This is a genomic window from Streptacidiphilus sp. ASG 303 (genome assembly GCF_020991365.1).
Classification (GTDB): Bacteria; Actinomycetota; Actinomycetes; order Streptomycetales; family Streptomycetaceae; genus Peterkaempfera.
Map to the genome: position 1 here is coordinate 176,142 of NZ_JAJLRA010000001.1, position 26,397 is coordinate 202,538.

Sequence of the window (26,397 nt, forward strand, 5' to 3'; positions counted from 1 at the left end):
CGGGCACCGTCGCGGTCGCGGCCGTGGGGGCCCCCACCTTCGCCTGAGCCCGCCGTGCCGGTGCCCCCGGCGGCTCCGCGTGGAGCCGCCGGGGGCACCGGCACGTCGGACGGCGGTCCCCTCAGTCGCGCGCGGGGGCGGCCACCGGCTCGGCGTCGGTGTCCGCGTCCGCGTCGTCCTGCGCCCGCCCGCTCCGCTCGTGCTCGGCGTGGGCGCGGACCGCCCGGCGGCGCACCAGCAGGAACGAGCCGGCGCCGAGGCAGACGGCGAGGGCGAGCCCCAGCCAGGAGAACCGCTTGAGCCAGTCCTCCGCCACCACGCCCAGGTAGTACACGGCGGCCGTGGTGCCGCCCGCCCAGACGACGCCGCCGAGCACGTTGGCGGTGAGGAACTTCCAGTACGGCATGCGCAGGGCGCCCGCCAGCGGGCCGGCGAAGATCCGCAGCAGGGCGACGAACCGGCCGAAGAAGACCGCCCACATGCCCCAGCGCTGGAAGGACCGCTCGGCGGTCGCCAGGTGGGCGGGGCCGAAGTGCTTCGGGAAGCGGCGGCCGAGCCGGTCGAAGAGCGGTTTGCCGCCCTTGCGGCCGATGGCGTACCCGGCGGAGTCGCCCAGGACGGCGCCGAGGGTGGCGCAGACGCCCACCAGCAGCGGGTCGACCGTGCCGTGCGAGGCCAGGAGGGCCGCGGTGACCAGGGCGATCTCGCCGGGCAGCGGAATGCCCAGGCTCTCCAGTCCGATGATCAGTCCGACCAGTGCGTAGACCGCCCCCGGCGGAACGCTCTCGATCCACGCGTCGATGTGCAACGCCGCTACCTCCGTGGGCGGTGAAGTGCTGCGGGCGGTGAAGTGCTGCTGCCTGCCCGGGAAGCCTAACCCGGCGGGGCGGCGCCGGGCGGCCCCGCACGTGCACCGCACCGCGCGCACGCCCCCGGGTGCGGGCGGGCGCCGACGCCCCGGGAGGCGGCGGGCCGGGGGCGGCGGGAGGGGGCGGCGGGAGGGCAGCCCCCCGTCCGGCCCCGCGGGGACGGCCGGCGGCCGGGTCCGCGGGGCCGGAGGAGGACCGTCCGGGCGCAGCCTGCATGTCCGGGGTCCGGGGTCCGGACTCCGGGGGCGCCGCCGCCCCGGACGGGCGTGCTCCGGGTCGGCGTGCTGCGGGTCGGTGTGCTGCGGGTCGGTGTGCTCGGGGTCAGCGTGCTCCGGGTCCGGGGTGGGTGGCCAGGTGCTCCACGACGCAGTCCGGGCCGGGGAAGATCAGCCGCTCGTGACCGTCGTCGAAGCGCACCAGGTACGGCGGGGAGCCGCCGGGCCCGCGGACCTCGACGACCCGGCCGATCCGGTCGTGGGCGCCCACCGTGCGGCCGTGGATGTGGACCATGTCCCCGATGGCGGCGTGCATGGCGATCCCTCCTTTCCCTGCGATGGCTCTCCCTTCGTTGGTATCAGGACCGGGCGGCCCTGTCACCCGCAGGAGCACGCGCTCCGCACGGCCCGGACCGCCCGGCGGCCCGGCCGCCGGCCGCCGCGTCCGCACCGGGGTCCCGCAGACCCGTACGGAGGCGCGTTCGAGGCCGCCCCTATGCTGGGGCGCGTCCACAGGGGGCCGCCGGGACGGGCGGGGAAGCGGGGGGAACATGTTCGGCATCATCCGGCCGTGCCGGCACCGGCTCTCGGAGCGGCTGCGGGCGTCGTGGACGGCGCACCTGTGCGGCCTGTGCCTGGCGCTGCGCGACGACCACGGCCAGCTCGCCCGGACCGCCACCAACTACGACGGGCTGATCGTCTCGGTCCTCGTGGAGGCCCAGGCGGAGCGCGACCCCTCCGCGGGGCGCCGCACCGCCGGTCCGTGCCCGCTGCGCGGCATGCGCACCGCCGAGGTGGCGCGCGGCGAGGGGGCCCGGCTCGCCGCGGCGGTCTCGCTGGCGCTGGCGGCGGTCAAGGTCCGCGACCACGTGGAGGACCGGGACGGCGCGTTCGCCCGCCGCCCGGTCGCGGCCGGGGCGCGGGCCGTCGCCGACCGGTGGGGCCGGCAGAGCGCCGGCGGCGCGGCCGTGGTCGGCTTCGACACGGGCGTGCTGCTGGACGCCGCCGCGCGGCAGGGGGAGCTGGAGCGGGCGGCGGGGCCGGGCACGCCGGTCCTGCGGGTCACCGAGCCGACGGAGACCGCGACGGCCGCGGCGTTCGCGCACACCGCCGTGCTGGCCGGGCGGCCGGGCAACGCGGCGCCGCTGGCCGAGGCGGGCCGCCTCTTCGGCCGGCTGGCCCACCTGCTGGACGCGGCGGAGGACCTCCGGGAGGACGCCGAGCGCGGGGCGTGGAACCCGCTCGCCGCGACCGGCACCGCGCCGGAGGAGGCGGAGCGGCTGTGCCGGGACGCCGTGCACGGCATCCGGCTGGCCCTGCGGGACGCGGAGTTCACCGACGGGGCGCTGGTGCACCGGCTGCTGGCGCACGAGACCGGACGCGCGGTGGACCGCGTCCTCGGCGGCTCCGCACACGCCTGCGCGAGCGCCTCCCACGGTTCGCCGCAGGCGCCGGGGGCCGCGCACCTGCCGGCGCCGCCCCCGCCGCGGCGGCGCGGGCTGCTCGCGGGCTGCGCCATGGCCGCGTACCTGGCCTGCACCTGCCGGCTGTGCTGCAGCGAGGAGTACGAGGGCCCGTGGAGCCGGCAGAAGCGGCAGGGGTGCTGCCACGAGGCCGACTGCTGCGACTGCAGCGACTGCAGCAGCTGCGACTGCGGATCCGGCGGCTGCTGCGACTGCGGATCCGGCGGCTGCTGCGGGAGCGGCGACGGCTGCTGCGGCTGTGACGGCTGCGGGTGCGACAGCTGCGGGTGCGACGGCTGCTGCGACTGCGACTGCTGCGACTGCGGCTGCGACTGCTGACAGGCCGCGACCAGCAGGACCCGCGGGCACCGGTCCCGCGGCCACCCGACCTCCGGCGGACCGGTGCAGGATGCCGCCGCCACCCGAGAGAGAGCCCCTCCATGCCCTCCGCCATACCCATGCCCGGTGCTGCTCCCGTGGCCAGGACGCCCGCGCCCGGGCCGTCCCGCACCGCGCCCGCCGCCCGCCGCCCCGGCCGGGCCCGCGCCCTGGCCGCGGGCGCCGCCCTGCTCGCGGCGGCGCTGCTGGGCGGCTGCGCCTCGTACGAGACCACCGCGCCGCGCGACGCCCGGGAGCAGGCCGCGGACCGGCCGCCGTCCGCCGGGAAGGGCGGCTCCGGGGACGCGGCCGGGCTCCCGCCGGGCGCCGTGGACTGCCGGAAGGCCAAGTGCATCGCGCTGACCTTCGACGCCGGGCCCGGCGAGGACACCCCCCGGCTGCTGGACGTCCTGAAGCGCGAGCACGTCCACGCCACGTTCTTCCTGCTGGGCGCGAACCACGTCATGAAGCACCCCGGCACGGTGCGCCGGATCGCGGCCGAGGGCCACGAGCTGGGCAACCACACCTGGTCGCACCGGATCCTCACCGGCATCGGGGAGGCGCAGGTCCGCGAGGAGCTCGCCCGCACGCAGGACGCCGTCGAGCGGATCACCGGCCGCAGGCCGGCCGTGATGCGGCCGCCGCAGGGGCGCACGGACGGGAAGGTCGCCCGGGTCAGCCGCGAGCTCGGACTCGCGCAGGTCCTGTGGAGCGTGAGCGCCAAGGACTACGCGACGGACGACCCGGCGGTGATCGAGAAGCGGGTGCTCGACCAGGCCGGACGCGACGGGGTCGTCCTGCTCCACGACATCTACCCGGGGACGGTGCCCGCCGTGCCGGGGATCCTCGCCGGGCTGAAGCAGCGCGGCTACACCGTCGTCACCTTCTCCCAGCTGCTGGCCCCCGCGGTGCCGGAGCCGGGCCGGGTCTACAAGCCCTGAGCCGCCGCGGACGCCGGGAGGGCCCGTGCGGAGCCGCACGGCGCCGGGGTGGTTCGGCACACCAGGTGTGACGGCACATCAGGTGCGACGGTCCACCAGGTGCGACGGCTCACCAGGCGTGGCGGTCCACCAGGTGCGACGGTCCACCAGGTGTGGCGGCTCACCGGCTCCCGCCGGCCAGGCGGCGCAGCTCGGTGAGGATCTGCTCCTGCCCGCGGACCAGGGCGGCGAGGTGGCGGCTGTGGTCGGCCTGGCCGGCGGCCAGGCAGCCGACCGCCTGGACCAGGTTGTCCAGGCCGGGATCGGACGCGGCGGGGTGGGGCGGCTCGGCGGCCCGCGGCTCGGCGGCCCGCGGCTCGGCCGGGCACGCCCACGGGTCCGGCCCGGCCGTCCGCAGGGCGGTGCGGAGCGGGCCGTGGGCCCGGAGGTCGGCGCGGAGGTCGGCGGTGTCCCGGTCCGCCATGGCGGCGAGGGCGCGGGCGCAGGCCACCTCCTCGCGCAGGCGCTCGACCTCGGCCTCCAGGACGGCCAGGCGCCGCCCCAGGCCCTCCGTCACTCCTTCGCCGGTTCCGTCCACGGCCACCACGCCCTCCTCCGGTCCGATCGGGGACCCGGGCGGAGCGGGCCGCCGACCCTCCGGCGGCGGCCCGCCGTCCGTTCCCCGCTGAGGATTCGCCCCGGGGCCGCCGTCCGGATGCAGGGAGCGGCGAAGTCGGCGTCCTGCCGGCGCACCGGGGCGCCCGGGGGCCGGGGCGCCGGGCCCCTCGGCCGCCGCCCTGGCGTGCCCGCCGGACGGGGTGCGAGGATCACGCGACGTCACCGGACCGGAGGGGGCAGGCATGCCGGGGGTCGAACTGCGCCGGGTCTTCCATGTGGGCGCGTCGCCCGAGCGGGTGTTCGCGCACCTGGCGGAGCCGGCGAACTACGTGGGCCTCTCGCCCCTGGTCGTCGCCGTGCGCGACGTCCGCCGCGAGGGCGGGACCGTGCACTGCACGGCGGTCGAGCGGTTCCGGGTCCTGGGGCCGCTGCGGTACGACAACGCCATCCGGGTCACGCTGGAGGCCGACGGGACGGGCCTGCCCGACGCGGCCGGGATCGGGGGCGAGGTGCGCAGCCCGGGCGGGGTGCGGCTGTCCTACCGGTACACCGTCGTGCGGGACGGGGACGGCAGCGCCGTCACCGACGTGCTGCGGCTGCGGGCGCCCGTCGGGCTGCTGCGCTTCGCGGCCTCGCGGGCCCGCGCGGTCCAGGCCGCCCGGGCCCGGATCCTGGCCCGGCGGCTGGGCTGACGTCCGGACCGGCGGCGGTCCGGCCAGGCCGGCGGCGGGGCGCCGGGAGCGGGCCTCCCGGCGCGCCGCGCCCCGCCACCGGGTGCCGGAGGGCCGGTGGCGGGGCGGTCCGGGGGGCGGCCGGCGGCGGGTCAGCCGCCGTAGTAGGCGGCGCGCATGAGCGCCTCCATCTCGTCGAGCATCGGCATCCGGGGGTTGGCCGGGGCGCACTGGTCGTCGAAGGCGTTGCGGGCCTGCCGGGGCAGGTCGGCGAGGAACGCCTGCTCGTCGACGCCCAGGGCCTGGAAGGACGGCTCGATGCCCACCGCCCCGCGCAGCCGCTCCACGGCGGCGGCGTAGGACTCGACGCCCTCCTGCGGGGTGGCGGCGGGCAGGCCGAGGGTCCGGGCGATCTCCTGGAACCGCTCGGGGGCCCGGTAGTGCCCGTACGCGGGCCAGCCGGTCGGCTTGGACGGCACGGTGCCGTTGTGGCGGACCACGTGGGGCAGCAGCACCGCGTTGGTGCGGCCGTGCGCGAGGTGGAAGGTCGCGCCCAGGGTGTGGGACATGGCGTGGACGATGCCCAGGAACGCGTTGCCGAAGGCCATCCCGGCGATGGTGCCGGCGTTGTGCATGTGCTCCCGGGCCCCGGCGCCGCCGGTCCGGTCGTGGACGGCCCGCTCCAGGTTGCCGAAGACCAGCCGGATCGCGTGCAGGGCGAGGCCGTCGGTGAAGTCGCTCGCGTACACCGAGACGTAGGCCTCGGTGGCGTGGGTGAGGGCGTCGAAGCCGCTGTCGGCGGCGAGCGCGGGCGGCAGGTCGGCGGTGAACAGGGGGTCGACGATGGCGACGCTCGGGGTGAGGGCGTAGTCGGCCAGCGGGTACTTCGTGCCGGTCGCACTGTCGGTGATCACCGCGAACGGGGTGACCTCGGCGCCCGTCCCCGAGGTGGTGGGGATGCAGACCAGCCGGGCGCGTCCGCCGGGGGCGGGGAAGCGGAACGCCCGCTTGCGGATGTCGGAGAACTTCTGCCGCATGTCGGAGAAGTCCACGTCGGGGTGCTCGTACAGCAGCCACATCACCTTGGCCGCGTCCATGGGCGAGCCGCCGCCGAGCGCGATGACGGTGTCGGGGCGGAACTCCCGCATCAGGGCGGCGCCGTGCCGCACCGCGTCGATGCCCGGCTCCGGCTCCACGGAGTCGATCACCTGGACGACGACCGGCTCGCGGCGCCGGTCGAGGACCCGGCGCACCCGGTCGACGAGGCCGAGCCGGGTCATGGTGGCGTCGGTGACCACGGTGACGCGGTGGACGTCCGGCATGGAGGCCAGGTAGCGGACCGACTGCGGCTCGAAGTAGACCTTCGGCGGCACCTTGAACCACTGCAGGTTGCTCTGCCGGTTCGAGACGTGCTTGATGTTGAGCAGGTCGGCCGCCGAGACGTTGTCGGACACGGACGTCGACCCCCACGATCCGCAGCCGAGCGTCAGCGACGGCAGCAGGCTGTTGTAGACGCCGCCGATGGCGCCCTGCGACGACGGCGCGTTGACCAGGATCCGCACCGCCCTGATCCGCCGGCCGTACTCCTCGGCGAGCCCCGGGTCGTCCGCGTGGAGGACCGCGCTGTGGCCCTGGCCGTGGAAGTCCACCATGGCGGCGGCGAGGGCGATGCCCTCCTCGGTGGAGCCGGCCCGCAGGACGGCGAGGACCGGGCAGAGCTTCTCGCGGGTCAGGGGCTCGTCGGGGCCGACCCCGGCGACCTCGGCGAGGATGACGGAGGTGTCCGCGGGCACGGCGAAGCCGGCCTGCTCAGCGATCCACGCCGGGCTGCGGCCGACCGCCGCCGGGTTGACGCGGGGCTCGCCGTCCGCCGTGCGGCCGCCGCCGAAGAGGTACGCCTCCAGCAGCCGCTTCTCCTCCGCGGTGGCCAGGTGGGCGTGGAGGGCGCGGAAGTGCTCCAGGGCGTCGTCGTGGACCGCGGCGTCGAGGATCACGGCCTGCTCGGAGGCGCAGATCATGCCGTTGTCGAACGCCTTGGACAGGACGATGTCGTTGACCGCCCGCCGCAGTTCGGCGCTGCGGTGCACGTACGCGGGCACGTTGCCCGCGCCGACGCCGAGGGCGGGCTTGCCCGCCGAGTACGCGGCCTTGACCATCGCGTTGCCGCCGGTGGCGAGGACGAGGGCGGTGCCGGGGTGGCGCATCAGCAGGGTGGTGGCCTCGACGGAGGGGTCCTCGATCCACTGCACGCAGTCCTCCGGGGCGCCCGCGGCGACCGCGGCGTCCCGCACGGTGCGGGCGGCCTCGGCGCTGCACCGCTGGGCGGCGGGGTGGAAGGCGAAGACCACCGGGTTGCGGGTCTTGAGCGCGATCAGCGCCTTGAAGACCGTGGTGGAGGTGGGGTTGGTGACCGGGGTGACCGCGCAGACGACGCCCACCGGCTCGGCGATGCGCACCATGTCCCCGACGTCGTCGCGGTCGATGACGCCGACCGTCCGCAGCGGGGCTATGGAGTGCACCACGTGCTCGCAGGCGAACATGTTCTTGGCGGCCTTGTCCTCCAGGACGCCGCGGCCGGTCTCCTCCACCGCGAGGCGGGCGAGGTCGGTGTGGCGCTCCAGGGCGGCCACCGCGGCCTTCCTCACGATCCGGTCGACCTGCTCCTGGTCGAGCCGCTCGAAGTCGGCGAGGGCCTTGAGGCCGGCGGCGACGAGACGGTCGACGGCGATCGCCGCGTCCGAGGGCGGGGCCTCGGCCTGCGGGACGTCGTGGGCAGTCATGGCGGAACCCTCCGTGGTGGGGATGCGTGCCGTGCGGGTGTGCGCGGCGGGCCGTGCCGGGCCGTGCGCGCCGCACGGGCGGGCGGGGCCAGCCGGGCGGGCGGCCCGGGGCGCCGCGACGGCCTCCGGCGCTCCCGCCCCACTGTGGCGCCCGGCGCCCGCCGCGGTCCGGTGCCGAAGGTCCCGCCCCGGGGGACCTGCCGACCCGGCGCCGGCGGCTGTCCGTCCCGGCGCCGGTCGGCCCGACGGCCCCTCAGTACGCCTCGAGTCCGCGGGCGGTGAAGCGGTCGCGGACCCGGGCGACCAGCTCCGGGGCGGGCGCGGGGGTGTGCGCCAGCGGGAAGCGCAGCCCGAGCGCCCGGTACTTGGCCTCGCCCAGGCGGTGGAAGGGCAGCACGTCCACGCGGCGGACGCACTCCAGCCCGGCGGCGAAGTCCGCCAGGCCGTCGACGGCGTCGAGGTCGTCGGTCCAGCCCGGCACCAGGACGTAGCGGATCCAGGTGGGCGTGCCGAGCCGGTCCAGCCGCCGCGCGAAGCGCAGGGTCGGGGCGAGCTCCCCGCCGGTCAGGCGCCGGTACACCGCCGCGTCGAAGGACTTGACGTCCAGCAGCACCAGGTCGGTGTCGGCGAGGAGCGCGTCCCCGGCCCGCTCCCCCAGGAACCCGGAGGTGTCCAGGGCGGTGTGCAGGCCGAGGCCCTTGCAGCGGCGCAGCACCTCGGCGGTGAACGCGGGCTGCAGCAGCGGTTCGCCGCCGCTGACGGTGACGCCGCCGCCGGCCGCCCGCAGGAAGGCGGCGCACGTCCCGACCTGCGCCAGCACCTCGTCGGCGGTGGCGGTGCGGCTGTCGCGCATGTGCCAGGTGTCGGGGTTGTGGCAGTACAGGCAGCGCAGCGGGCAGCCGCCGGTGAAGAGGACGAACCGGGTCCCGGGACCGTCCGCACCGGTGGAGAGGTCCCAGGAGTGCACCCGGCCCGTGACGGCAGCGCCGCGCCCGGGACCGCCGGCCGCCGGACGCCCGTCCGCAGGACCGCCGGTCGCCGGGTGCCCGGCCACGGGGCGCCCGGTCACAGGGCGCCGTGGAAGGTGCGGCTGAGCACGTCGCGCTGCTGCTCCCTGGTCAGCCGCACGAAGTGGACGGCGTACCCGGAGACGCGGACGGTGAGGTCCGGGTACTTCTCCGGGTGCTCCATCGCGTCCTCCAGGGTCGCCCGGTCGAGGACGTTGACGTTGAGGTGGTAGCCGCCGGAGGCGGTGTAGGCGTCCAGCAGGCCCACGAGGTTCACGACCCGCTCCTCGGGGGCGCGGCCCAGGCCCTCCGGCGTGACGGTGGAGGTCAGCGAGATGCCGTCACGCGCCTCGTCGTACGGGATCTTCGCGACGGAGAGGGCGGAGGCGGCCATGCCGTGGCGGTCGCGGCCGTTCATCGGGTTGGCGCCGGGCGCGAAGGGGGCGCCCGCCGGCCGCCCGTCGGGGGTGGCGCCGGTGTGGCGGCCGTAGACGACGTTGGAGGTGATCGTGAGCACCGACAGGGTGTGCTCCGCGCCCCGGTGGGCCGGCCGGCGGCGGATCTTCGCCATGAAGGAGCGCACCAGGTCCACCGCGATCGCGTCGGCCCGGTCGTCGTTGTTGCCGTACGCCGGGTAGTCGCCCTCGACCTCGTAGTCCACCGCGAGGCCGGAGGCGTCGCGGACCACCCGCACCCGGGCGTGCCGTACGGCGGAGAGGCTGTCGGCGGCCACCGACAGCCCGGCGACGCCGCAGGCCAGGGTGCGCCGGACGGGGTGGTCGTGGAGGGCCATCTCCAGCCGCTCGTAGGCGTACCTGTCGTGCATGGCGTGGATGACGTTGAGCGCGTCGACGTAGGTCTCCGCGAGCCAGTCGAGCATCCGGTCGTACGCGGCGGCGAGCTCGTCGTAGGAGAGGTACGCGCCGGTCAGGGGCGGGAGCTCGGGGCCGACCTGCTCGCCGGTCATCTCGTCGCGGCCGCCGTTGACGGCGTACAGCAGGGCCTTGGCGAGGTTGACGCGGGCACCGAAGAACTGCATCTGGCGGCCCGTCTCCGTCGCGGAGACGCAGCAGGCGATGGAGGTGTCGTCGCCGGTGACCGGGCGGAGCAGCTCGTCCGACTCGTACTGGATGGAGCTGGTGTCGACCGAGACCTGTGCGCAGAACCGCTTGAACGGCTCGGGGAGCCGCGGCGACCACAGCACGGTGAGGTTGGGCTCGGGGGCGGGACCCAGGTTGTAGAGGGTCTGCAGGAAACGGAAGGAGGTGCGGGTGACCAGCGGCCGCCCGTCGGTGCCGACGCCGCCGATCGCCTCGGTGACCCAGGTGGGGTCGCCGGAGAACAGCTCGTCGTACTCGGGGGTGCGCAGGAAGCGGACGATCCGCAGCTTGACCACGAAGTCGTCGACCAGCTCCTGGGCGCGCACCTCGTCGATGCGGCCCTCGGCGAGGTCGCGTTCGAGGTAGACGTCGAGGAAGGTGGAGGTGCGGCCGAGCGACATCGCGGCACCGTTCTGCTCCTTCACCGCCGCCAGGTAGCCGAAGTACAGCCACTGGAAGGCCTCCTGGGCGGTGGCGGCCGGCCCGGAGACGTCGAAGCCGTAGGAGGACGCCATCTCCTTGAGCTCGCCGAGGGCGCGCACCTGCTCGGACAGCTCCTCGCGGTCGCGGATCACGGCCTCGGTGGACGGCTCGCCGTCGAGGGCGGCCTTCTCGGCGCGCTTGGCCTCGACGAGGCGGTCGACGCCGTAGAGGGCGACCCGGCGGTAGTCGCCGATGATGCGGCCGCGGCCGTAGGCGTCCGGAAGGCCGGTGATGACCCCGGCGCGGCGGGCGCGGAGCATGGCGGGCGTGTAGGCGTCGAAGACCGCGGCGTTGTGGGTCTTCCGGTACCTGGTGAAGACCTCCACGACCCTCGGGTCGGGCTCGTGGCCGTAGGCGCGCAGGCCGTTCTCGACCATCCGCAGGCCGCCGTTGGGCATGATGGCGCGCTTCAGCGGCGCGTCGGTCTGCAGCCCGACGACCAGCTCGCGGTCGCGGTCGATCCAGCCGGGGCGGTGCGAGGTGATGGTGGAGGGGGTGGAGGCGTCCACGTCGAGCACGCCGCGGCGGCGCTCCTCGGGGAAGAGGGCGCTGACCTTCCCCCACACCGTGCGGGTCCGGTCGGTGGGGCCCTGGAGGAAGCCGGGACCGCCCGGGTAGGGGGTGTAGTTGGCCTGGACGAAGTCCCGCACGTCGACGCGCCCGCGCCAGCCGGAGCCGGTGAAGCCCCGCCAGGCGGTCCCCTCCGCCGTCGCCTGAGGTGCCGTCACTGTCATCACTGCCTCCGCACGGTGGCCGGGAACGCCTGCACGGCCATCCTCGGCCCGCGGTCCGCGGCGGGACACGGCCCGCCGGGGCAGGAGTGCGGGGCCGTCCGGGCCGGCCGCCCGGGACGTTCGGGCCCCGGCGGCACGGCGGTGCGGCGGCGGACGGCGGGCGGTGCAGCAACAGCGGCGGCGGCGGCGGACGGGCCGGTAGGGCGACGGCGGACGGGCCGGTGCGGCGGCGGGCCGGTGCGGCGGCCCGGCCCGGGCCCGGGAGGCGCTCAGCCGCGCTGCCGGCCCCGCGCCTCGATCCGCTGCACCAGTTCGGCGGCCATCCCCTTGATGGTCTCCAGGCCCTCGCGTCCCCACGGGTGCGGGTCCTGGTCGACCACGCAGACCGTGCCGAGGACGACGCCGGTGCTGTCGATCAGCGGGGCTCCCAGGTAGGAGAGGACGTTGATGGCGTCGATGACCGGGTTCCCGGCGAAGCGCGGGAAGTCGCGGACGTCCTCCAGCACCAGGGCGCGGCGGCGCCGGACCACGTGCGGGCAGATGCCCATGTCGATGTTGCGCGGCATGATGCGGCCCGGCACCGGGTCGTCGAGCAGCGGCGCCCCCGTGTGCACGGTGGTGTCCTGCGCCTTGCTGTACAGGCCGGCGAAGTACTGGCGGTCCGCGTCCAGGAAGAGGTTGACGCCGGAGTAGCAGCCGCCGGTGCGGATCGCCAGCTCGCGGGCGAAGGCGTCGAGCTCCGGGTCGGGGCGGGCGTCGATGCCCAGCTCCCGCAGCCGCTCGGTGCGGGCGCGCACCTCCGGGTCCTCCGGGGGGAGGAGCAGGTGGCGCAGGGCGATCCCGGGCTCAGGCCCGGAGGAGGGGGTGCTCGGCATCGCTGCCATCGGGACTCCTTGTCGTGATCAGGTACTGGACCAGGGAGAGCAGCACGCGGATGCCGGAGTTCTGGACGCGCGCGTCGCACAGCACCACCGGCACCTCCGGCCGGAGGTCGAGCGCGGCGCGCACCTCGTCCGGCCCGTAGCGGTGCGCCCCGTCGAACTCGTTGACGGCCACCACGAAGCGGATGCCGCGGCGCTCGAAGAAGTCCACCGCGGCGAAGGAGTGGTCCAGCCTGCGGGTGTCGGCGAGCACCACGGCCCCGAGCGCCCCCTGCGAGAGCTCCTCCCACATGAACCAGAAGCGCTCCTGGCCGGGCGTGCCGAAGAGGTAGAGCACGTGGGCGGGGCCGAGGGTGAGGCGGCCGAAGTCCATGGCGACCGTGGTGGTGGCCTTGTCCTCCACCCCGTCCAGCCGGTCGGTGGCCGCGCTGACCGCCGTCAGCATCTCCTCGGTGCTCAGCGGCTCGATCTCGCTGACCGCGTTGACGAACGTCGTCTTGCCCACGCCGAACCCGCCGGCGACCAGCACCTTGACGCCCACCGGCAGGACGTCGCCGGGCGCCCGGCCGGGGCCGTCCGGGTCACAGTCGTCGGAGAAGGCCATCGAGCACCGCTTCCAGGAGGTGGGGGTCGGGGAGGACGTGGCGGCCCGGCGGCGCCGGGTCGAGGTCGCGGGAGACCAGGGCGCCGCCCTCGGCCAGGTCGGAGAGCAGGACCTTGACCACGGCCGCGGGCACCCGCATGCGGGCGGCCACCTCGGCGACGCTCACCGGCTGCTCGCACAGCTCCAGCACCTGCGCGTGCTCGAGGCCGAAGGTGCCCTGCGCCGGCGCGCCGGTGGCCCGCACCATGGTCATCAGCGTGAAGTGGGACGTGGCCCTGGTCCGCCCGTCGCTGACGGTGTAGGGGCGGACGAGCCGGCCCGCCGCCTCGTCCAGCAGCGGGCCGTCCGTGACGTCCGGCATCGCCGGCTACCCCACCGGCTGGCGGGGCGGGGTGGCCAGGTGCGGGCGCACGCTCTTGACCAGCATCGCCATCTCGTAGCCCAGCACCGCCGCGTCCGCCTCCCGGCCGGCCAGCACCGCCAGCACCGCGCCGTGGCCGGCCGCGGAGACGAACAGCATCGAGGTGCTGAGCTCGGTCACGACCTGCCGCACGTCGCCGCCGTCGTCGAAGCGGCGGCCGGCGCTGCGCGCCAGCGAGTAGAGGCCGCCGGCCAGCGCGGCCAGGTGGTCCGCGGCGTCCTTGTCGAGCCCCTGCGCGGCCTTGACCAGGCCGTCCGAGGACAGCAGCAGGGCGCTGCGGGTGTGCGGCACCTTCTGCACGAGGCCCGCCAACAGCCAGGAAAGGTCTTCGCTCGCCACGATCGTGTACTCCTCCTCGACAACCGGAAACGGCTCGGTGGGCGGGGCGTCCCGACCCCGCCGGGCTCCTCCGCCCGGGCTCCCCCGCCGCTCAGGACTCCCCCGCGGGCCCGGACGCGCCGGCCTCCTCGGCCAGGCTGAAGCCGCTGCGGAAGGCGGCCATCAGGCCGGGGTCGTGCTCGACGTCCTCCGGGGCGGCGGAGGCGCGGGGCGGCTGCCGCCACGCGGCGTCGTCGTCGTCCTCCCGGCGGCGCCGGCGGGGCAGCGGGGGGCGGCCGTCCGCCGCGGGGGCGGGCCCGGGCCGGGGCTCGGTGGCGGCCCGGTGCCCGGGTGAGGACGCGGGCGCGGCGGCGTGCGCGGGTACCGGGGCGGCGTCCGGGTCCGGGGTCCGGCCGGGCCCGCGGGGGGCGGGTGCCTGCGCCGGGACGGCGGCGGGCGCGGACGCCGTCCGCGCGGCCGGCTCGGGCCGGTGCTCCGGCTCCCCGGCGGACCCGGCCCCGAGCAGGGCGGGCGGCAGGACCACCACGGCCTGCGTGCCGCCGTAGACGTTGCTCTGCAGCCGCACGGCGATGCCGTGCCGCCGGGCCAGGGCCGCGACCACGTACAGGCCGATCCGGCCGTCCTGGAGCAGGTCGCCCAGGGCGACCGTGTCCGGCGAGGACAGCAGGGCGTTCATCCGGCCGCGCTCGGCCGGGGACATGCCCAGGCCCCGGTCCTCGACCTCGATCGCCACGCCCGCGGTGACCGGCTCCACCCGCAGCTGCACGGCGGTGTGCGGCGGGGAGTACACCGTCGCGTTCTCCACCAGCTCCGCCAGCAGGTGGACGACGTCGACCACGGCGTGGCCGCCGACCGCGCCCTCGATCGGGGGGACGAGCTTGACCCGGGCGTACTGGTCGATCTCGGCCACGGCGGAGCGCAGCACGTCGGTGAGGCCGACCGGACGGGTCCACTGGCGGTGGGAGCCCGCGCCGCCGAGCACGGCCAGGTTCTCGGCGTACCGGCGGATGCGGGTGGAGAGGTGGTCGACCCGGAACAGGCCCTTGAGCAGGTCGGGGTCCTCGACCTCGTTCTCCAGGTCGTCCAGCAGCCCGATCTCGCGGTGCACCAGGGACTCCAGGCGGCGGGCGAGGTTGGCGAACACCTCGAACCGCTCCAGGCGGGCGCCGTGCTCCTCGCCGCCCGCGCGGGCGGCGGCCTCCAGGACGGCCGTCTCCGCCTCGCGCCGGGCCTCGGCGATCTCGTGGCCCAGCCGCGACAGGGCGTCCGGGCCTGGCCGCGGCGACGGCTCGCGGCGGGGGCGCACGGGGCGGCCGCCCTCCTCCAGGCCGCGGCGCAGCTCGGCGAGCCCGGCCCGGCCGTCGGCCACGGCCCGGACGAGGCCCTCCAGCGCGTCCAGGTCCCGGTCCAGCGCCGCCCGGTCCCGGTCCACGGCCTTCCGGTCGCGCTCCAGCACGGCGCGCTCGTGGTCCAGCGCGGTCCGCTCCTGGCCGGCCGACCGGGACAGCTGCGCCCAGCGCACCGAGACCGTGCGGGCCTCCGCGGAGGCCCGCATGCCGGCGACACCCGCGGCCACGGCGCCCAGGAGGGCCGCGCCGCCGAACACGGCGCCCTGCTCGGCGGAGTCCAGCCGGCCGCCGGCGGCCAGCGCGGTGGTGGCGGCGCCGGCGAGGGCCACCACCCCGGGCGGCAGCACGGACAGCAGCACCAGACGCCGCCTCAGGGACCTGGCGTCCGCCGCGGGCGGCACGGGGGCCGGGGCGGTCCAGGCCGGACGGCCGGCCGGCGGCATCGAAGGATCAGGCATCGGGGTCCCTGGGGCGTGGCGGTGATCGATCCGTGAAGGTAGAGGCGCACGTTACCCTCCGCCGCCCCGCGCGTCAGCCCCCGCGGACAGGAGAGATCCAACCGTTGCCTCGGCGGTCGGGGGCGGGGTCACCGCGGCGTTCCGCGGCCTTCCGCGGCCTGCGGACGGCGGCCCGGGGGACGGGCCGGGGAGGGGTGAGCGGGGCGGCGGGCGGCGGACGACCGACGGCGGACGACCGGCAACCGGCGGCGGGGATCGCACGGCCGTGCCGCGCCGCGGGTCCGCCCGGCACCGTGCCCCGGCCCCCCGGTGCGGCCGGGGCAGGGGCGCGGCCGGGGCACAGGCGGTGCGCGGGCACGGGCGGCGGGGGGCCGGGGCGGCTCCCGGTGGGTCTCGCGCCTCCCGGCGGAGGAGCCCGGCGCGGTCCGGAGAGGGACGGAAACCGGCCTGGGAGGTGAGGTCCGTCACGGGGGCCGCGGGTCCTCCGACGGTCCGTAGTACCCGGTCGGAGGGCGGACCCGGCCCGCAGGCGCGGAAAGGGCATTCTCGGCAAATGAGACACGGGCGCCGGACGGAGGCCGTCCGCGCAGCTCAGGAGGGGTGACAGCACCCGGGGCGGCGGGGGCACCGGACCCGCACCCGGTTCCGCGCCGTGTCAAGAGGAGGCGTACGCCTACGACGGCACGTCGTAACGGCGCTCTTTGCCGCTCTGTCCATACCCCCCACACGATGACGGAAACCTCCGGGGCGAAGAAACCTCGCCGCCCGTCGTGCGGCACTCCGCTCCGGAGGACGGATCGACGCAGACCGCCCCCGCCCCGAAGCACCAGGAGAAGTACATGCCCTCGATGCTCACCCGCGCCGCCGCCGTCTCCGCCCTCTGCCTCGCCGGCGCCGCCATCCCGGTCAGCGCCTATGCCGCCCCCGCCCAGGGGACCGCCGCGACCAAGGCCGCCGCCGGCTCCTCCGGCATCGCCGACACCGCGCTCGCCCGCGTCGGCACCCACGGCGGCCAGTGCAAGCAGTTCGTGAACGACATGGTCCAGCGGGTGGCGGGCGCCGCCCTGGGCGGCGGCTACTACTCCGACTACGTGCGGGCCGGCGGCAAGCACGTGGGCGCCGCGCAGGCACGCAAGGGCGACGTCATCCAGCTGAACGTCCCCGGCAGCCCCGACTCCTTCCGCAGCGGCATGCACACGGCGATCATCGTGGCCAAGGTCGGCAAGCACACCTTCAAGGTCGTCGACTCCAACTTCGTCAACCACGAGACCGTCGGCACCCATGTGTGGAACCCGTACACCCGCGCCGCCGCCAAGGGCCTCGAGGTCAACATCTGGCACTTCTGACCGTCCCGCCCGCACCGGGGCGCGACAGCGCGGGACGCCGCAGGGCGGACGCCCGGACCAGGGCGGCGGCACGCCCGCGGCTCAGCGGGCGGGAACCCGCGCCGCACCGGACCCCTCCCCGGCCGCGCCCGACGGCCGCCCCCCGCGGGACCCGCGGCGGGACACCGCCACACCCGCCAGGCAGAGCACGCCGCCGGCCAGCGTCAGCGGACCCGGCACCTCACCGAGCAGCAGCCACGACATCAGCACCACCAGGGCCGGCACCGCGTAGGTGGTGGCGCCCATCCGGCCCGCAGTGGTGCGGGCCAGGGCGAACGCCCAGGTGGTGAAGGCCAGGGCGGTCGGGAAGACCCCCAGATAGACCATGTTCAGCGTCGCGGACAGCGGCGCGCGGGCCGCCTCCGACACGAGGACGCCCGCGAAGGGCAGGCAGGCCGCGGTCCCCACGAGGCAGCCGAGGACGGTCACCTGCAGCGCCCCCGCGTACCGGAGCGCCGGCTTCTGCGCGACGACCCCGCCTGCGTACGCCGCCGCGGCGAGCAGGCAGAGCAGCACGCCGAGCACGGAGGAGCGCCCCCCGCCCGACATCGAGGCGCCCACGACCACCGCGCCGGTGAAGGAGACCGCCATCCCGGCCAGCAGCCGGCGCGGCAGCCCCTCGCCGAGGAACCGGGCGCCGAGCAGCGCGATGAGGATCGGCCCGATGTTGACGACCATGGCCGCCGTGCCCGCGTCGACCTCCCGTTCGCCCCAGTTGAGGACGACCATGTAGGCGCCGAACCACAGCACCCCCGAGCAGAGGATCCCGGGCCAGGCGCGGCGGTCGGGCAGCCCCGTGCGGCGCACCAGGGCGAACGCCCCCAGCACCAGGGACCCGGTGAGGAGCCGCCCCAGCGCCAGGGCGCCCGGCGAGTAGGCCGCGCCCGCGCTGCGGATGGAGACGAAGGCCGAGGCCCAGAGGACGACGGTCACGGCGGCCGCCGCCAGGGCGGGCCACGCCCTGCGGCCGCCGGTGTGCGGGGGTTCTGTCATGCGGCAGACGTTAGGACGCGGACGTTTCGGGGTTCAACGGCATATCGCGCCTCCCGTCCCGGGCCGGGTGTCCGGGGCGCCGGCCGAGACGGGTCCGCGGCACGCCCGCCGCCGGGCGGGCGGGTCCGGCGGGTCCGGCCGGGCGGGCGGGTCCGCCCCGGGAGCACCCCCGCGGAGCCGCCGGGGCGCGGCCTCCGCACGTCCGCCGCCCCCGCGGGAAGCGCACGGCCGCGCACATGCGCCCGCCGCCGCAGGGTAGGTGCGGCGGGCCGGACCGTTCCGGCGATATGACGAACCGTCACCGGACCGAGGAGAGCGCGATGCCCCTGACCTTCCGCAAGTCCTTCACGATCCTGCCCGGCGTACGGCTCAACGTGAACCGCAAGTCGCTCTCGCTGACCCTGGGCCGCAACGGCGCCCACCGCACCTGGTCGACCACCGGGCGCACGACGACCTCCGCCGACCTGCCCGGCCCCTTCGGCTACCGCCGGACCACCCGCCGCGGCTGACCGGCCCACGCCGCGCCCCGGCCGTGGCGGACCCCGGTCCGGGTTCCGCCACGGCCGGGGCGCATCACGGTGCGGCGGGGACGGGCACCCTGCCGGGACGCGTCGCGCCCGGCGCGGACCGGGGCGCACGCGGGGGCGGCGCCGGCGCCGGCCGGGTCCGGCAGGGCCTCCGCGCCCCGGGAATGGATCTCCGGCAGGGCGGGTTGGCCGAGGGAGGACAACGACGTCACGAGAGGACACGGCACGTGAGCAACGACACGACCGGCACCGCGCGTCCGGCCGCCGCGAGCGGCTCCTTCCGGATCGGTGGCGACCTGCCGGTCACCCGTCTCGGCTACGGCGCCATGCAGCTCACCGGCCAGGGCGTGTGGGGCGAGCCCCGCGACCGCGCCGAGGCCGTCCGGGTGCTGCGCCGCGCCGTGGAGCTCGGCGTGGACTTCATCGACACCGCCGACTCCTACGGCCCGTTCGTCAGCGAGCAGATCATCCGCGAGGCCCTCCACCCGTACGCGGACGGTCTGGTGATCGCCACCAAGGGCGGCTTCACCCGCTCCGGTCCGGGCGTCTGGGAGCCGGTGGGCCGGCCCGAGTACCTGCGCCAGCAGGTCGAGCTGAGCCTGCGCCACCTGGGCCTGGAGCGCATCGACCTCTACCAGCTCCACCGCATCGACCCGCAGGTCCCGCTCGCCGACCAGCTCGGCGCCCTGGCCGAGCTGCGGGAGGCCGGCAAGATCCGCCACATCGGCCTGTCCGAGGTGACGGTGGCCCAGATCGAGGAGGCCCGCACGGTCACGGAGATCGCCTCCGTGCAGAACCTGTACAACCTCGTCGAGCGCAAGTCCGAGGACGTGCTGGAGTACGCCGAGCGTGAGGGCCTGGCCTTCATCCCGTGGTTCCCCATCGCCACCGGCGAGCTGGCCCGGCCCGGCGGCCCGCTCGACGCGGCGGCCCGGGAGCACGGCGCGACCCCGGCCCAGCTCGCCCTGGCGTGGCTGCTGCGCCGCTCCCCCGCGGTGCTGCCGATCCCGGGCACCTCCTCCGTGGCGCACGTGGAGGAGAACATCGCGGCGGCCGGCATCGAGCTGACGGACGCGGAGTACGAGGCCCTCACCGACGCGGTCTGACGGGCCGGTCCGGGGGTGTCCGCAGGCGGGGCCCGCGCACGGCGCGGGCCCCGCCTGCGGCGTGCCGCGTGCCGCGTGCGCGGTCCCGCGGCGTCAGTCCCGGGGGAGCTTGGCGGCGACGTCGAGGTAGAAGGCGTCGATGCTGCGGACCGCGCGGGTGAAGTCGTCGAGGTTGACCGGCTTGGTGACGTAGGCGTTGGCGCGCTCCCGGTAGGCGCCGGAGACGTCGTCGGGCGCGGCGGAGGTGGTGAGCACGACCACCGGGATGGCCCGCAGGCCGTCGTCGTCCTTCAGCACCGACAGGAACTCGCGGCCGTTCATGCGGGGCATGTTGAGGTCCAGCACGATGAGGTCGGGCCGGGGCCTGGCCGGGTCGCGCAGGTATTCGAGCGCCTCGACGCCGTCCTGGACCTGGGCGAGGCTGCGGGCCGCCCCCCGGTCCAGGAGGGCGTCCTCGATGAGCAGCGCGTCGGCGGGGTCGTCCTCGACGAGCAGGACGTCGTAGGGCAGGACGTCGCGGAAGGAGGTGAGGGCGGCCGTCATCGTGGGCTCCGGGAGGTGCGTGGGGCGGGGCGGTGGGGCGGTGCGGCGACGAGGCCGGGCCAGCGGCGCCGGGCCCCCTGCCGGCTGATGTCGCAGGCCTGTCCGAGCTGGGGGTAGCCGGCGCCGGCCTCGGCGGCCTCGCGGGCCGCCCGGTCGACGAGGCGGTCGGCCGCCCGCTGGAGGTGGACCAGCAGGTGGAGGCGGGCCAGGGCCTCGGCCGGTCCGGTGTCGCCGGTGCACACCTGCCCGTCCCCGCCGCCCGGCACACCGACCGGGTGGAAGGCCCGGCGGGCCAGACGCTGGAGCAGGTCGTCGAGCGCGCCCTCCAGGAGGGCGGCGATCTCCTCCTCGGTGAGGCGCAGGGGGAAGGGGGTGCCGGGCATGGGGACAGAGTAGACAGACCGCCCCCGGCCCGACAACAGGTGTTGTCGGCTGCCTGTACTGTGTCCCTGCCCCGGCGAGGACGGCGGGGGTGCGTCGTCCGTGCGCAGGCCCAGGCCCGTCGGCGGCGGGACGGCGGCGCGGGAGGTGGCGGGTGGCGGTCGAGACCGCGGGGGCGCGGTCCGGTGCGGAGGAGGCGGCGCCCGGCGGCGGCGCGGGCCGCCTGCCCGCGTGGACCACCCGGCAGTGGCTGCGGGCCGGCGTGGCCGCGGCGCTGGCGGTGCTGGCCCTGCTCGGGACGCTCGGCGCGTGGACGCTGGCGCGCATGACCACGGCCATCGGGCAGCTGGCGGACACCGGGTCCCCCGCGCTGGTCGCCTCGGTGCGCCTGGAGACGGCGCTGGTCGACCAGGAGACCGGCATCCGGGGCTACGGGCTGTCCGGGCGGCGGGAGTTCCTCCAGCCGTACACCCGGGGCCTGGCCGAGGAGGAGGCGGCCGCCGCGCGCCTGCGCTCCCTGGCGGGCGGGGACGCCCGGGCCCGCGCGGACCTGGACGCGGTGCTGTCCCGGGCCGGGCGGTGGCAGGAGGGGTTCGCCCGGCCGGTCGCCTCCGCCCCCGCCGGCGCGCCGGTGGCCCTGGCCTCCGAGCGCGCGGAGGCCGGCCGGGCCGCGTTCGACGCCGTGCGCCGGGCCTCCGCCGACCTGCAGCGGCACCTCCGGGACGAGCAGGCCCGGGCGAGGGCGGACCTGGACCACGCCCTGGCCGTGCGCGACTGGACCTTCTCCGCGATAGCGGCGGTCGTCCTCCTGCTGGCGGTCCTGGCGTTCGAGGGGCTGCGCCGGGGGGTCACCGGCCCGCTGGAGCGCGTGTCGGCGGACGCCCGGCAGGTGGCGGAGGGCCGCTTCGACCGGCCCATCACCCCCACCGGCCCCGCCGACCTGCGGCTGCTCGCGGCGGACGTGGAGGCGATGCGGCGCCGCCTGGCCGACGAGCTCTCCTCCGCCGAGGAGGCGGGGCGCGCCCTGGACGCGCAGGCCGCCGAGCTGCGGAGGTCCAACACCGAACTGGAGCAGTTCGCCTACGTGGCCTCCCACGACCTGCAGGAGCCGCTGCGGAAGGTCGCCAGCTTCTGCCAGCTCCTGCAGCGCCGCTACGGCGGGCGGCTGGACGAGCGCGCGGACCAGTACATCGGCTTCGCCGTCGACGGCGCCAACCGCATGCAGACCCTGATCAGCGAGCTGCTGGCCTTCTCCCGGGTGGGCCGCGTCCACCAGGAGCGCGCCGCCGTCGACCTCGGCGCCGTCCTCGCGGCGGCGCTCGACGACCTGGGCGTGGCCCTGGAGGAGTCGGGCGCCGAGGTCGGGGCGGAGGCGCTGCCCGTGGTCACCGGGGACGCGACCCAGCTGGGCATGCTCTGGCAGAACCTGCTGTCGAACGCCGTCAAGTTCCGCAGCCCGGAGCGGCCGCCGCGCATCCGCGTCGGCGTGGAGCGGGACGGCGGGATGTGGCGCTTCTCGGTCACCGACAACGGCATCGGGATCGAGCCCGAGTACGCCGAGAAGGTCTTCGTCATCTTCCAGCGCCTGCACACCAGGGACGCGTATCCCGGCACCGGCATCGGCCTCGCGCTGTGCCGGAAGGTCGTCGAGTTCCACGGCGGCACCATCGGCGTCGACACCGCCCACGCCCCGGGCACCCGCGTCGTCTTCACCCTGCCCGCGGACGGCCCGCCGGACCCGGGGTGACCGGCCGCCCGCGGTCCCCGGCGGGCGCCGGGGCGCCGGGGCGCCTCCGGCGTGCCGCGGCACCGGCGCGGGCGTAACGTCCGGGTATGGGCGATGCACGGCGCGCGCGGGTACGGGGCTCCCCCGTGCCCGGGTGCCCACGCGCACGGGCCACGGCGGGCCGGGGGTGGGGGCGGTGACCGGGGCGGCCGGCCCGGACGGCGAGGAGTCCTGGCCGCTGGACGCGGCGCTGCTCGGGGCGCTCCGCGAGACGGGCGCCGCCGCCGCCTGGCTCTACCTGCTCTCGGCCGACCGGCGGGTGCTGGTGCTGGCGGTGCTGTGCGGCCTGCCGCCGGAGTTCATCGCCCCCTGGACGAGGATCGGGACGACCGCGCCGCTGCCCGTGGCCGAGGCGGTCCGCGACCAGCGCCTGGTGTGGGTGGGCGGCCAGGAGGACCTGGTCCGCTGCTACCCGCGCACCGCCCTCGTCCTGCCGTACGCGTTCTCGCTGGCCGCCGCCCCCGTCACCGGCGCGCGGCGGTGGGGGGCGGTGCTCCTCGTGTGGCCCGGCGAGCGTCCGGCGGCGGAGAGCGACCGCGAGCGCTCGGCCGTCGGCCGCACCTGCGCGCGGCTGGCGGCGCTGCTGGACGAGCGGGCCGCGGCGGACGCCCCCCTGGAGCCCCCCGCCGAGCCGCGCGTGCTGCCGGCGGCGGCCGGACGGGGCGTGCGGCAGCCGCGGGAGACGGCGGCCGCGTTCGCCGAACGCCTGCCCGGGGGCTCCTGCGCCCTGGACCTCGAGGGCCGGATCACCTTCGTCACCCTCGGCGCCGCCCGCCTGCTCGGCCGTCCCGCCGAGGACCTGCTGGGGGAGCTGCCCTGGCGGGCGCTGCCCTGGCTGGACGACCCGCTGTACGAGGACCGCTACCGCTCCGCGGTCATCAGCCGCCGGCCCGCCTCCTTCACGGCCTGCCGGCCCCCGGACCGCTGGCTGCGCTTCCGGCTGTACCCCGACGCCGGCGGCATCAGCGTGCGCGTCACCTCCGCCGGTACCGGCCCCCGGCCCGCGGAGCCCGTCCCCGAGCCCGCACCCGGCGGCGGGCACGCCGGGGCGGGCCGGCTGTACCGGCTCATGCACCTGGCGGCCGCACTGACAGAGGCCACCGGGGTCGAGGACGTGGTGGACCTGGTCGCCGACCAGATCATGCCCGCCTTCGGCGCGCAGTCGCTGACCATGGCCACCGTCGAGGGGGACCGGCTGCGGACCGTGGGAAGGCGCGGCTACCCGGCCGGGACGGCCGACCACCTCGGCGGGCTGTCCCTGCGGGACACCTCCGACCCGGCGGTGCGCTCCCTGCGCAGCGGGACGCCCGTCTTCTTCGCCTCGCCCGAGGAGCTGGAGCGCGTCCACCCCGCGGTGCGCCGGGGCAGCGACAGGCAGGCGTGGGCGTTCCTGCCGCTGGTCGCCTCCGGCCGCCCGGTCGGCTGCTGCGTCCTCGCCTACGACCGCCCCCGGCCCTTCGGCGTCGACGAGCGCGCCGTGCTCGCCTCCCTCGCCGGCCTCCTCGGACAGGCCCTGGAGCGAGCCCGCCTGTACGACGCCAAGAACCGGCTCGCCTGCGGCCTGCAGCGGGGGCTGCTGCCCCGCGCCCTGCCCTCCCTGCCCGGACTGGAGGTGGCGGCGCGCTACCTGCCCGCCACCCGCGGCATGGACATCGGCGGCGACTTCTACGACCTGATCCGGCTCGACGCCACGACCGCGGCCGCCGTCATCGGCGACGTCCAGGGGCACAACGTGGCCGCCGCCGCCCTCATGGGCCAGGTCCGCACCGCGGTCCACGCGTACGCGATGGCCGGCGCGCCGCCGGACGAGGTCCTCGCCCGCACCAACCGGCTGCTGACCGACCTCGACCAGGGCCTGTTCACCAGCTGCCTCTACGCCCGGATCGACCTCGCCCGCCACCGCGCCTGCCTGGCGAACGCGGGCCACCCGCCGCCGCTGCTGTGCGGTGCGGGCGGGCCGGCCGGCCCGATCGACGTCCCGCCCGGGCTGCTGCTGGGCATCGACCCCGGCGCGGACTACCCCCTCACCGAGGTGCCGATGCCGCCCGGCAGCCTGCTGGCGCTGTACACCGACGGCCTGGTCGAGGAGCCGGGCACCGACCTCGACCGGGCGACGGCGGACCTCGCCCTGCACCTGGACACGGTGTGCGGCCGGGACCTGGAGGCGCTGGCCGACGACCTGCTCGACCACGCCCTCCCGGGCGGGCGGCGCACGGACGACACCGCCCTCCTGCTGCTGCGGGCCGCGGGCCGGGAGTGACCCCGGCCCGGGCCCCGGGCCAGGCGCCGGCCCCGGGCGCGTCGGGGGCCGGGCCGGGAGTGACCCCGGCCCGGGCCCCGGGCCAGGCGCCGGCCCCGGGCGCGTCGGGGGCCGGGGCGGGAGGCGGCGGCCCCGCGGGTGCGGACGACGCGCCCGACCCGGCGGTCGGCGGGCCCGCCGTGCGCGGGGCGCGGGTCAGGCGGCCGACCCCGGCGGGTCCTGCGGATCGCGGCGGCCGGGGCGGCCGGAGGAGCCGGCGCTCCCGGGGGCGTCGGGCGCGTCGGGGCTCCCGGGGCCGCCGGGCTCGTCGGGCGGCACGGACCGGTCGTGCGGGTGGGGCCGGTCGTGCGGGCCGCCCTCGGGCGGGCGCTGGCGGAAGTCCACCTCGACGTCCTCGAAGCCCTTGTGCGTCTCGGTGGCCGCGTAGGACGCGTACGCCCGCCGGTCCCCCCAGGTCAGGTGGACACGGTCGGTGAAGGGCGTGAGGAGGTTGCGGGGCCACAGGTGCCGGATGCGCACCACGCCCGCCTCCGCGCACAGCACGAAGACCAGGGCGGCCAGGTACAGCCAGGCGATCAGGCCGAGCACGATGCCGAAGAGGCCGTAGGTGGCGCTCGTGCCCTGGAGGACGTGGCCGACGTAGTAGGTGCCGACGGTCTGCAGGGCCTGCCAGGCGAGTGCGGCGGCCACCGCCTCCCGCTTCAGCCGGCGCAGCGGGACGTACCGGGCCGTGAGGGACTTGAGGACCAGCAGCACCAGCAGGGTGTTGAGGGCGACGGAGCAGGCGGTCGCGAGCACGCGCAGGCCCGTCCCCGCCGCGGCGCCGTAGGCGTGGGCGCTGGTGGTGAAGGAGGCCAGGAGGGTGGTCAGCACCAGGCCCGCGCCGAGGATGAGCAGCAGCAGGAGGCTGCGCAGCCGGGAGGTGAGCGGGTTGGGCCGGGCGTACCGGGGGACCGCCCAGATCCGGTTGAGGGCGTTCTGCACCGCCTGGGCGACGCCGAGGCTGCCGTAGAGGCTGCCCGCCAGGCCGATGACCAGCGCCGGGACGCTGCCGTGCAGGGAGTGGATGTTGCTGCCGAGCTGGTCCCCGATCACGGGGAACTGGCTGAGCGCGGAGTGCAGCACCCGCTCCTGGAGGGCGGGGTCGTCACGGAGCACGAAGCCCAGGACGCTCACCAGCAGGAGCAGCAGCGGGAACAGCGACAGCAGCCCGTAGTAGGCGATGAGGGCGGCGAGGTAGGTGCCCTGGTCGTCGGCGAACTTGTACACCACCGCGAGCGGCACGGCCGCCCAGGCGTGCCGCCGCTGGAAGCGGTCGAGCCGGGCCGCCGCGCGCATCCGTCCTCCTCGCCGTCCGGACACCGTCCCCGTACGCCCTCTCCTGCCCCCGCCGCCCCCGGTCATGGGGGCGGCGGGGGCAGGTCCGGCGCACGGGCTGCCGGCGGTGTCCGCGGGGACGGCCCGGCGGGCGGCGCGCCGCCGGGCCGCGGTGCGGGCGCCGGGCCGCGGGCTCAGCCGAAGGGGACGGTGAGGACGGAGCCGGCGTCCACCCGGAGGGTGGAGGGCCCGCTGCCGATCGCGTTCCAGACCTCCACCCGGACCGTGCCCCCGTCGAGGTTCCCGAGGGTCCCCGAGGCGGAGAGGAGGCCGCTGCGGGAGCCGGTGTACTCCTCCCAGCCGGGGACGGGGTCGGTGGCGAAGTAGCGGTAGGTCTCGACCCGGTCGAAGGTGCCGTCGCCCGTCAGGTCGTACGACACCCTGGCCTGCGGGGCGAGGGCCACGGTCGTGCCCGCGTCGACCCCGAGGCGGGATTCGGTCGCGGATCCCGGTCTGAAGGTGCCCCGGACGTTGCGCACCTCGTACACGAGCGGGTGGTACGGGGTGCCGTCGTGGTTGGCGCCGTCGGCGGACGGGACGGTGTCGGCCGACGCGGAGGCGGCCTCGGTGGCGGCCAGCTGCCCGCCGGAGCGCAGGTAGAGGGTGCCGCCGGTGACCGGGACGGGGGTCGGGGAGGTGGCGGTCGGGGTCGGGGTCGGCGAGGAGGTGGCCGTCGGGGAGGAGGTCGGGGTGGGCGACGCCGTCGGGGTCGGCGACGAGGTCGGGGTGGGGGAAGCGGTCGGGGTCGG

The 26,397-nt window shown here is 77.0% G+C and carries 23 protein-coding genes; 8 read left to right on the forward strand and 15 right to left on the reverse strand.

Annotated elements, in window-relative coordinates; all coding sequences use genetic code 11:
• Positions 1-121: 121 nt before the first annotated feature.
• Together LO771_RS00830 and LO771_RS00835 are read right to left on the reverse strand one after the other, a co-directional pair.
• Positions 122-808: a DedA family protein gene (locus tag LO771_RS00830; protein WP_230647281.1), complete on the reverse strand. Its 687-nt coding sequence runs from the start codon at positions 806-808 to the stop codon at positions 122-124.
• 382 nt (positions 809-1,190) lie between these two features.
• Complete coding sequence (locus LO771_RS00835; RefSeq protein WP_230647283.1) at positions 1,191-1,400, reverse strand: DUF1918 domain-containing protein; 210 nt, start codon at positions 1,398-1,400, stop codon at positions 1,191-1,193.
• A gap of 235 nt (positions 1,401-1,635) precedes the next feature.
• Between LO771_RS00835 and LO771_RS00840 the strand changes: the two genes are divergently transcribed.
• Positions 1,636-2,886: a DUF5685 family protein gene (locus tag LO771_RS00840; protein ID WP_230647285.1), complete on the forward strand. Its 1,251-nt coding sequence runs from the start codon at positions 1,636-1,638 to the stop codon at positions 2,884-2,886.
• A gap of 101 nt (positions 2,887-2,987) precedes the next feature.
• Positions 2,988-3,866 carry a polysaccharide deacetylase family protein gene (locus LO771_RS00845; protein ID WP_230647287.1) on the forward strand — a complete coding sequence of 293 codons (879 nt, stop codon included), beginning with the start codon at positions 2,988-2,990 and terminating at the stop codon, positions 3,864-3,866.
• Positions 3,867-4,026: 160 nt separating this feature from the next.
• On the opposite strand, the gene LO771_RS00850 is transcribed toward LO771_RS00845, so the two are convergent.
• Positions 4,027-4,449 carry a hypothetical protein gene (locus LO771_RS00850; protein WP_230647289.1) on the reverse strand — a complete coding sequence of 141 codons (423 nt, stop codon included), beginning with the start codon at positions 4,447-4,449 and terminating at the stop codon, positions 4,027-4,029.
• Positions 4,450-4,705: 256 nt separating this feature from the next.
• On the opposite strand from LO771_RS00850, the gene LO771_RS00855 reads away from it, so the two are divergent.
• Complete coding sequence (locus LO771_RS00855; RefSeq protein ID WP_230647291.1) at positions 4,706-5,155, forward strand: SRPBCC family protein; 450 nt, start codon at positions 4,706-4,708, stop codon at positions 5,153-5,155.
• A 131-nt stretch (positions 5,156-5,286) separates the two neighbouring features.
• Here the strand turns inward: LO771_RS00855 and adhE are convergent, their stop codons facing one another.
• The 8 genes from adhE to LO771_RS00895 form a co-directional block, all read right to left on the reverse strand.
• The gene (gene adhE / locus LO771_RS00860) at positions 5,287-7,914 is read right to left on the reverse strand and encodes a bifunctional acetaldehyde-CoA/alcohol dehydrogenase (RefSeq protein WP_230647294.1); all 2,628 of its coding nucleotides are present in this window, start codon (positions 7,912-7,914) and stop codon (positions 5,287-5,289) included.
• 253 nt (positions 7,915-8,167) lie between these two features.
• Positions 8,168-8,881 carry a pyruvate formate-lyase-activating protein gene (pflA, locus tag LO771_RS00865; RefSeq protein ID WP_230647296.1) on the reverse strand — a complete coding sequence of 238 codons (714 nt, stop codon included), beginning with the start codon at positions 8,879-8,881 and terminating at the stop codon, positions 8,168-8,170.
• 98 nt (positions 8,882-8,979) lie between these two features.
• The gene (gene pflB, locus LO771_RS00870; protein ID WP_230647298.1) at positions 8,980-11,238 is read right to left on the reverse strand and encodes a formate C-acetyltransferase; all 2,259 of its coding nucleotides are present in this window, start codon (positions 11,236-11,238) and stop codon (positions 8,980-8,982) included.
• Between the two features lie 269 nt (positions 11,239-11,507).
• Positions 11,508-12,122, reverse strand: coding sequence for a GAF domain-containing protein (locus LO771_RS00875; RefSeq protein WP_230647300.1), 615 nt, complete (start codon positions 12,120-12,122; stop codon positions 11,508-11,510).
• Positions 12,085-12,723, reverse strand: coding sequence for an ATP/GTP-binding protein (locus LO771_RS00880; RefSeq protein ID WP_230647301.1), 639 nt, complete (start codon positions 12,721-12,723; stop codon positions 12,085-12,087). The genes LO771_RS00875 and LO771_RS00880 overlap by 38 nt, the downstream gene beginning before the upstream one ends.
• Complete coding sequence (locus LO771_RS00885; protein ID WP_230647303.1) at positions 12,701-13,084, reverse strand: DUF742 domain-containing protein; 384 nt, start codon at positions 13,082-13,084, stop codon at positions 12,701-12,703. Before LO771_RS00885 ends, LO771_RS00880 begins: the two co-directional genes overlap by 23 nt.
• A 6-nt stretch (positions 13,085-13,090) precedes the next feature.
• Complete coding sequence (locus tag LO771_RS00890; RefSeq protein WP_230647304.1) at positions 13,091-13,483, reverse strand: roadblock/LC7 domain-containing protein; 393 nt, start codon at positions 13,481-13,483, stop codon at positions 13,091-13,093.
• Positions 13,484-13,574: 91 nt separating this feature from the next.
• On the reverse strand, positions 13,575-15,290 hold the full coding sequence (locus LO771_RS00895) for a sensor histidine kinase KdpD (protein ID WP_230647306.1): 1,716 nt from the start codon (positions 15,288-15,290) through the stop codon (positions 13,575-13,577).
• 839 nt (positions 15,291-16,129) lie between these two features.
• On the opposite strand from LO771_RS00895, the gene LO771_RS00900 reads away from it, so the two are divergent.
• Positions 16,130-16,636, forward strand: coding sequence for a hypothetical protein (locus tag LO771_RS00900; RefSeq protein WP_230647308.1), 507 nt, complete (start codon positions 16,130-16,132; stop codon positions 16,634-16,636).
• Positions 16,637-16,717: 81 nt separating this feature from the next.
• Here the strand turns inward: LO771_RS00900 and LO771_RS00905 are convergent, their stop codons facing one another.
• A complete protein-coding gene (locus LO771_RS00905) occupies positions 16,718-17,668 on the reverse strand; it encodes a DMT family transporter (RefSeq protein ID WP_230647310.1) in 951 nt (316 codons plus the stop codon).
• Positions 17,669-17,988: 320 nt separating this feature from the next.
• On the opposite strand from LO771_RS00905, the gene LO771_RS00910 reads away from it, so the two are divergent.
• Both LO771_RS00910 and LO771_RS00915 read left to right on the forward strand, forming a co-directional pair.
• Positions 17,989-18,177 (forward strand): DUF4236 domain-containing protein, encoded by a 189-nt coding sequence (locus LO771_RS00910; RefSeq protein WP_230647312.1) that lies wholly within the window; start codon positions 17,989-17,991, stop codon positions 18,175-18,177.
• Between the two features lie 245 nt (positions 18,178-18,422).
• The gene (locus LO771_RS00915) at positions 18,423-19,301 is read left to right on the forward strand and encodes an aldo/keto reductase (protein ID WP_230647314.1); all 879 of its coding nucleotides are present in this window, start codon (positions 18,423-18,425) and stop codon (positions 19,299-19,301) included.
• 93 nt (positions 19,302-19,394) lie between these two features.
• Here LO771_RS00915 and LO771_RS00920 read toward each other — a convergent pair whose 3' ends face one another.
• Positions 19,395-19,844, reverse strand: a complete 450-nt coding sequence (locus LO771_RS00920) for a response regulator (RefSeq protein WP_230647316.1) — start codon at positions 19,842-19,844, stop codon at positions 19,395-19,397.
• Positions 19,841-20,227, reverse strand: a complete 387-nt coding sequence (locus LO771_RS00925) for a hypothetical protein (RefSeq protein ID WP_230647318.1) — start codon at positions 20,225-20,227, stop codon at positions 19,841-19,843. The genes LO771_RS00920 and LO771_RS00925 overlap by 4 nt, the downstream gene beginning before the upstream one ends.
• Positions 20,228-20,379: 152 nt before the next feature.
• Here LO771_RS00925 and LO771_RS00930 point away from each other — a divergent pair, with 152 nt between their 5' ends.
• Entirely contained in the window at positions 20,380-21,972 is a 1,593-nt protein-coding gene (locus LO771_RS00930; RefSeq protein WP_374228020.1) for an ATP-binding protein, read from the forward strand.
• Between the two features lie 133 nt (positions 21,973-22,105).
• Positions 22,106-24,271, forward strand: a complete 2,166-nt coding sequence (locus tag LO771_RS00935; RefSeq protein WP_230647320.1) for a SpoIIE family protein phosphatase — start codon at positions 22,106-22,108, stop codon at positions 24,269-24,271.
• Between the two features lie 195 nt (positions 24,272-24,466).
• On the opposite strand, the gene LO771_RS00940 is transcribed toward LO771_RS00935, so the two are convergent.
• Positions 24,467-25,609 carry a YhjD/YihY/BrkB family envelope integrity protein gene (locus LO771_RS00940; protein ID WP_304944744.1) on the reverse strand — a complete coding sequence of 381 codons (1,143 nt, stop codon included), beginning with the start codon at positions 25,607-25,609 and terminating at the stop codon, positions 24,467-24,469.
• Positions 25,610-26,397 lie beyond the last annotated feature (788 nt).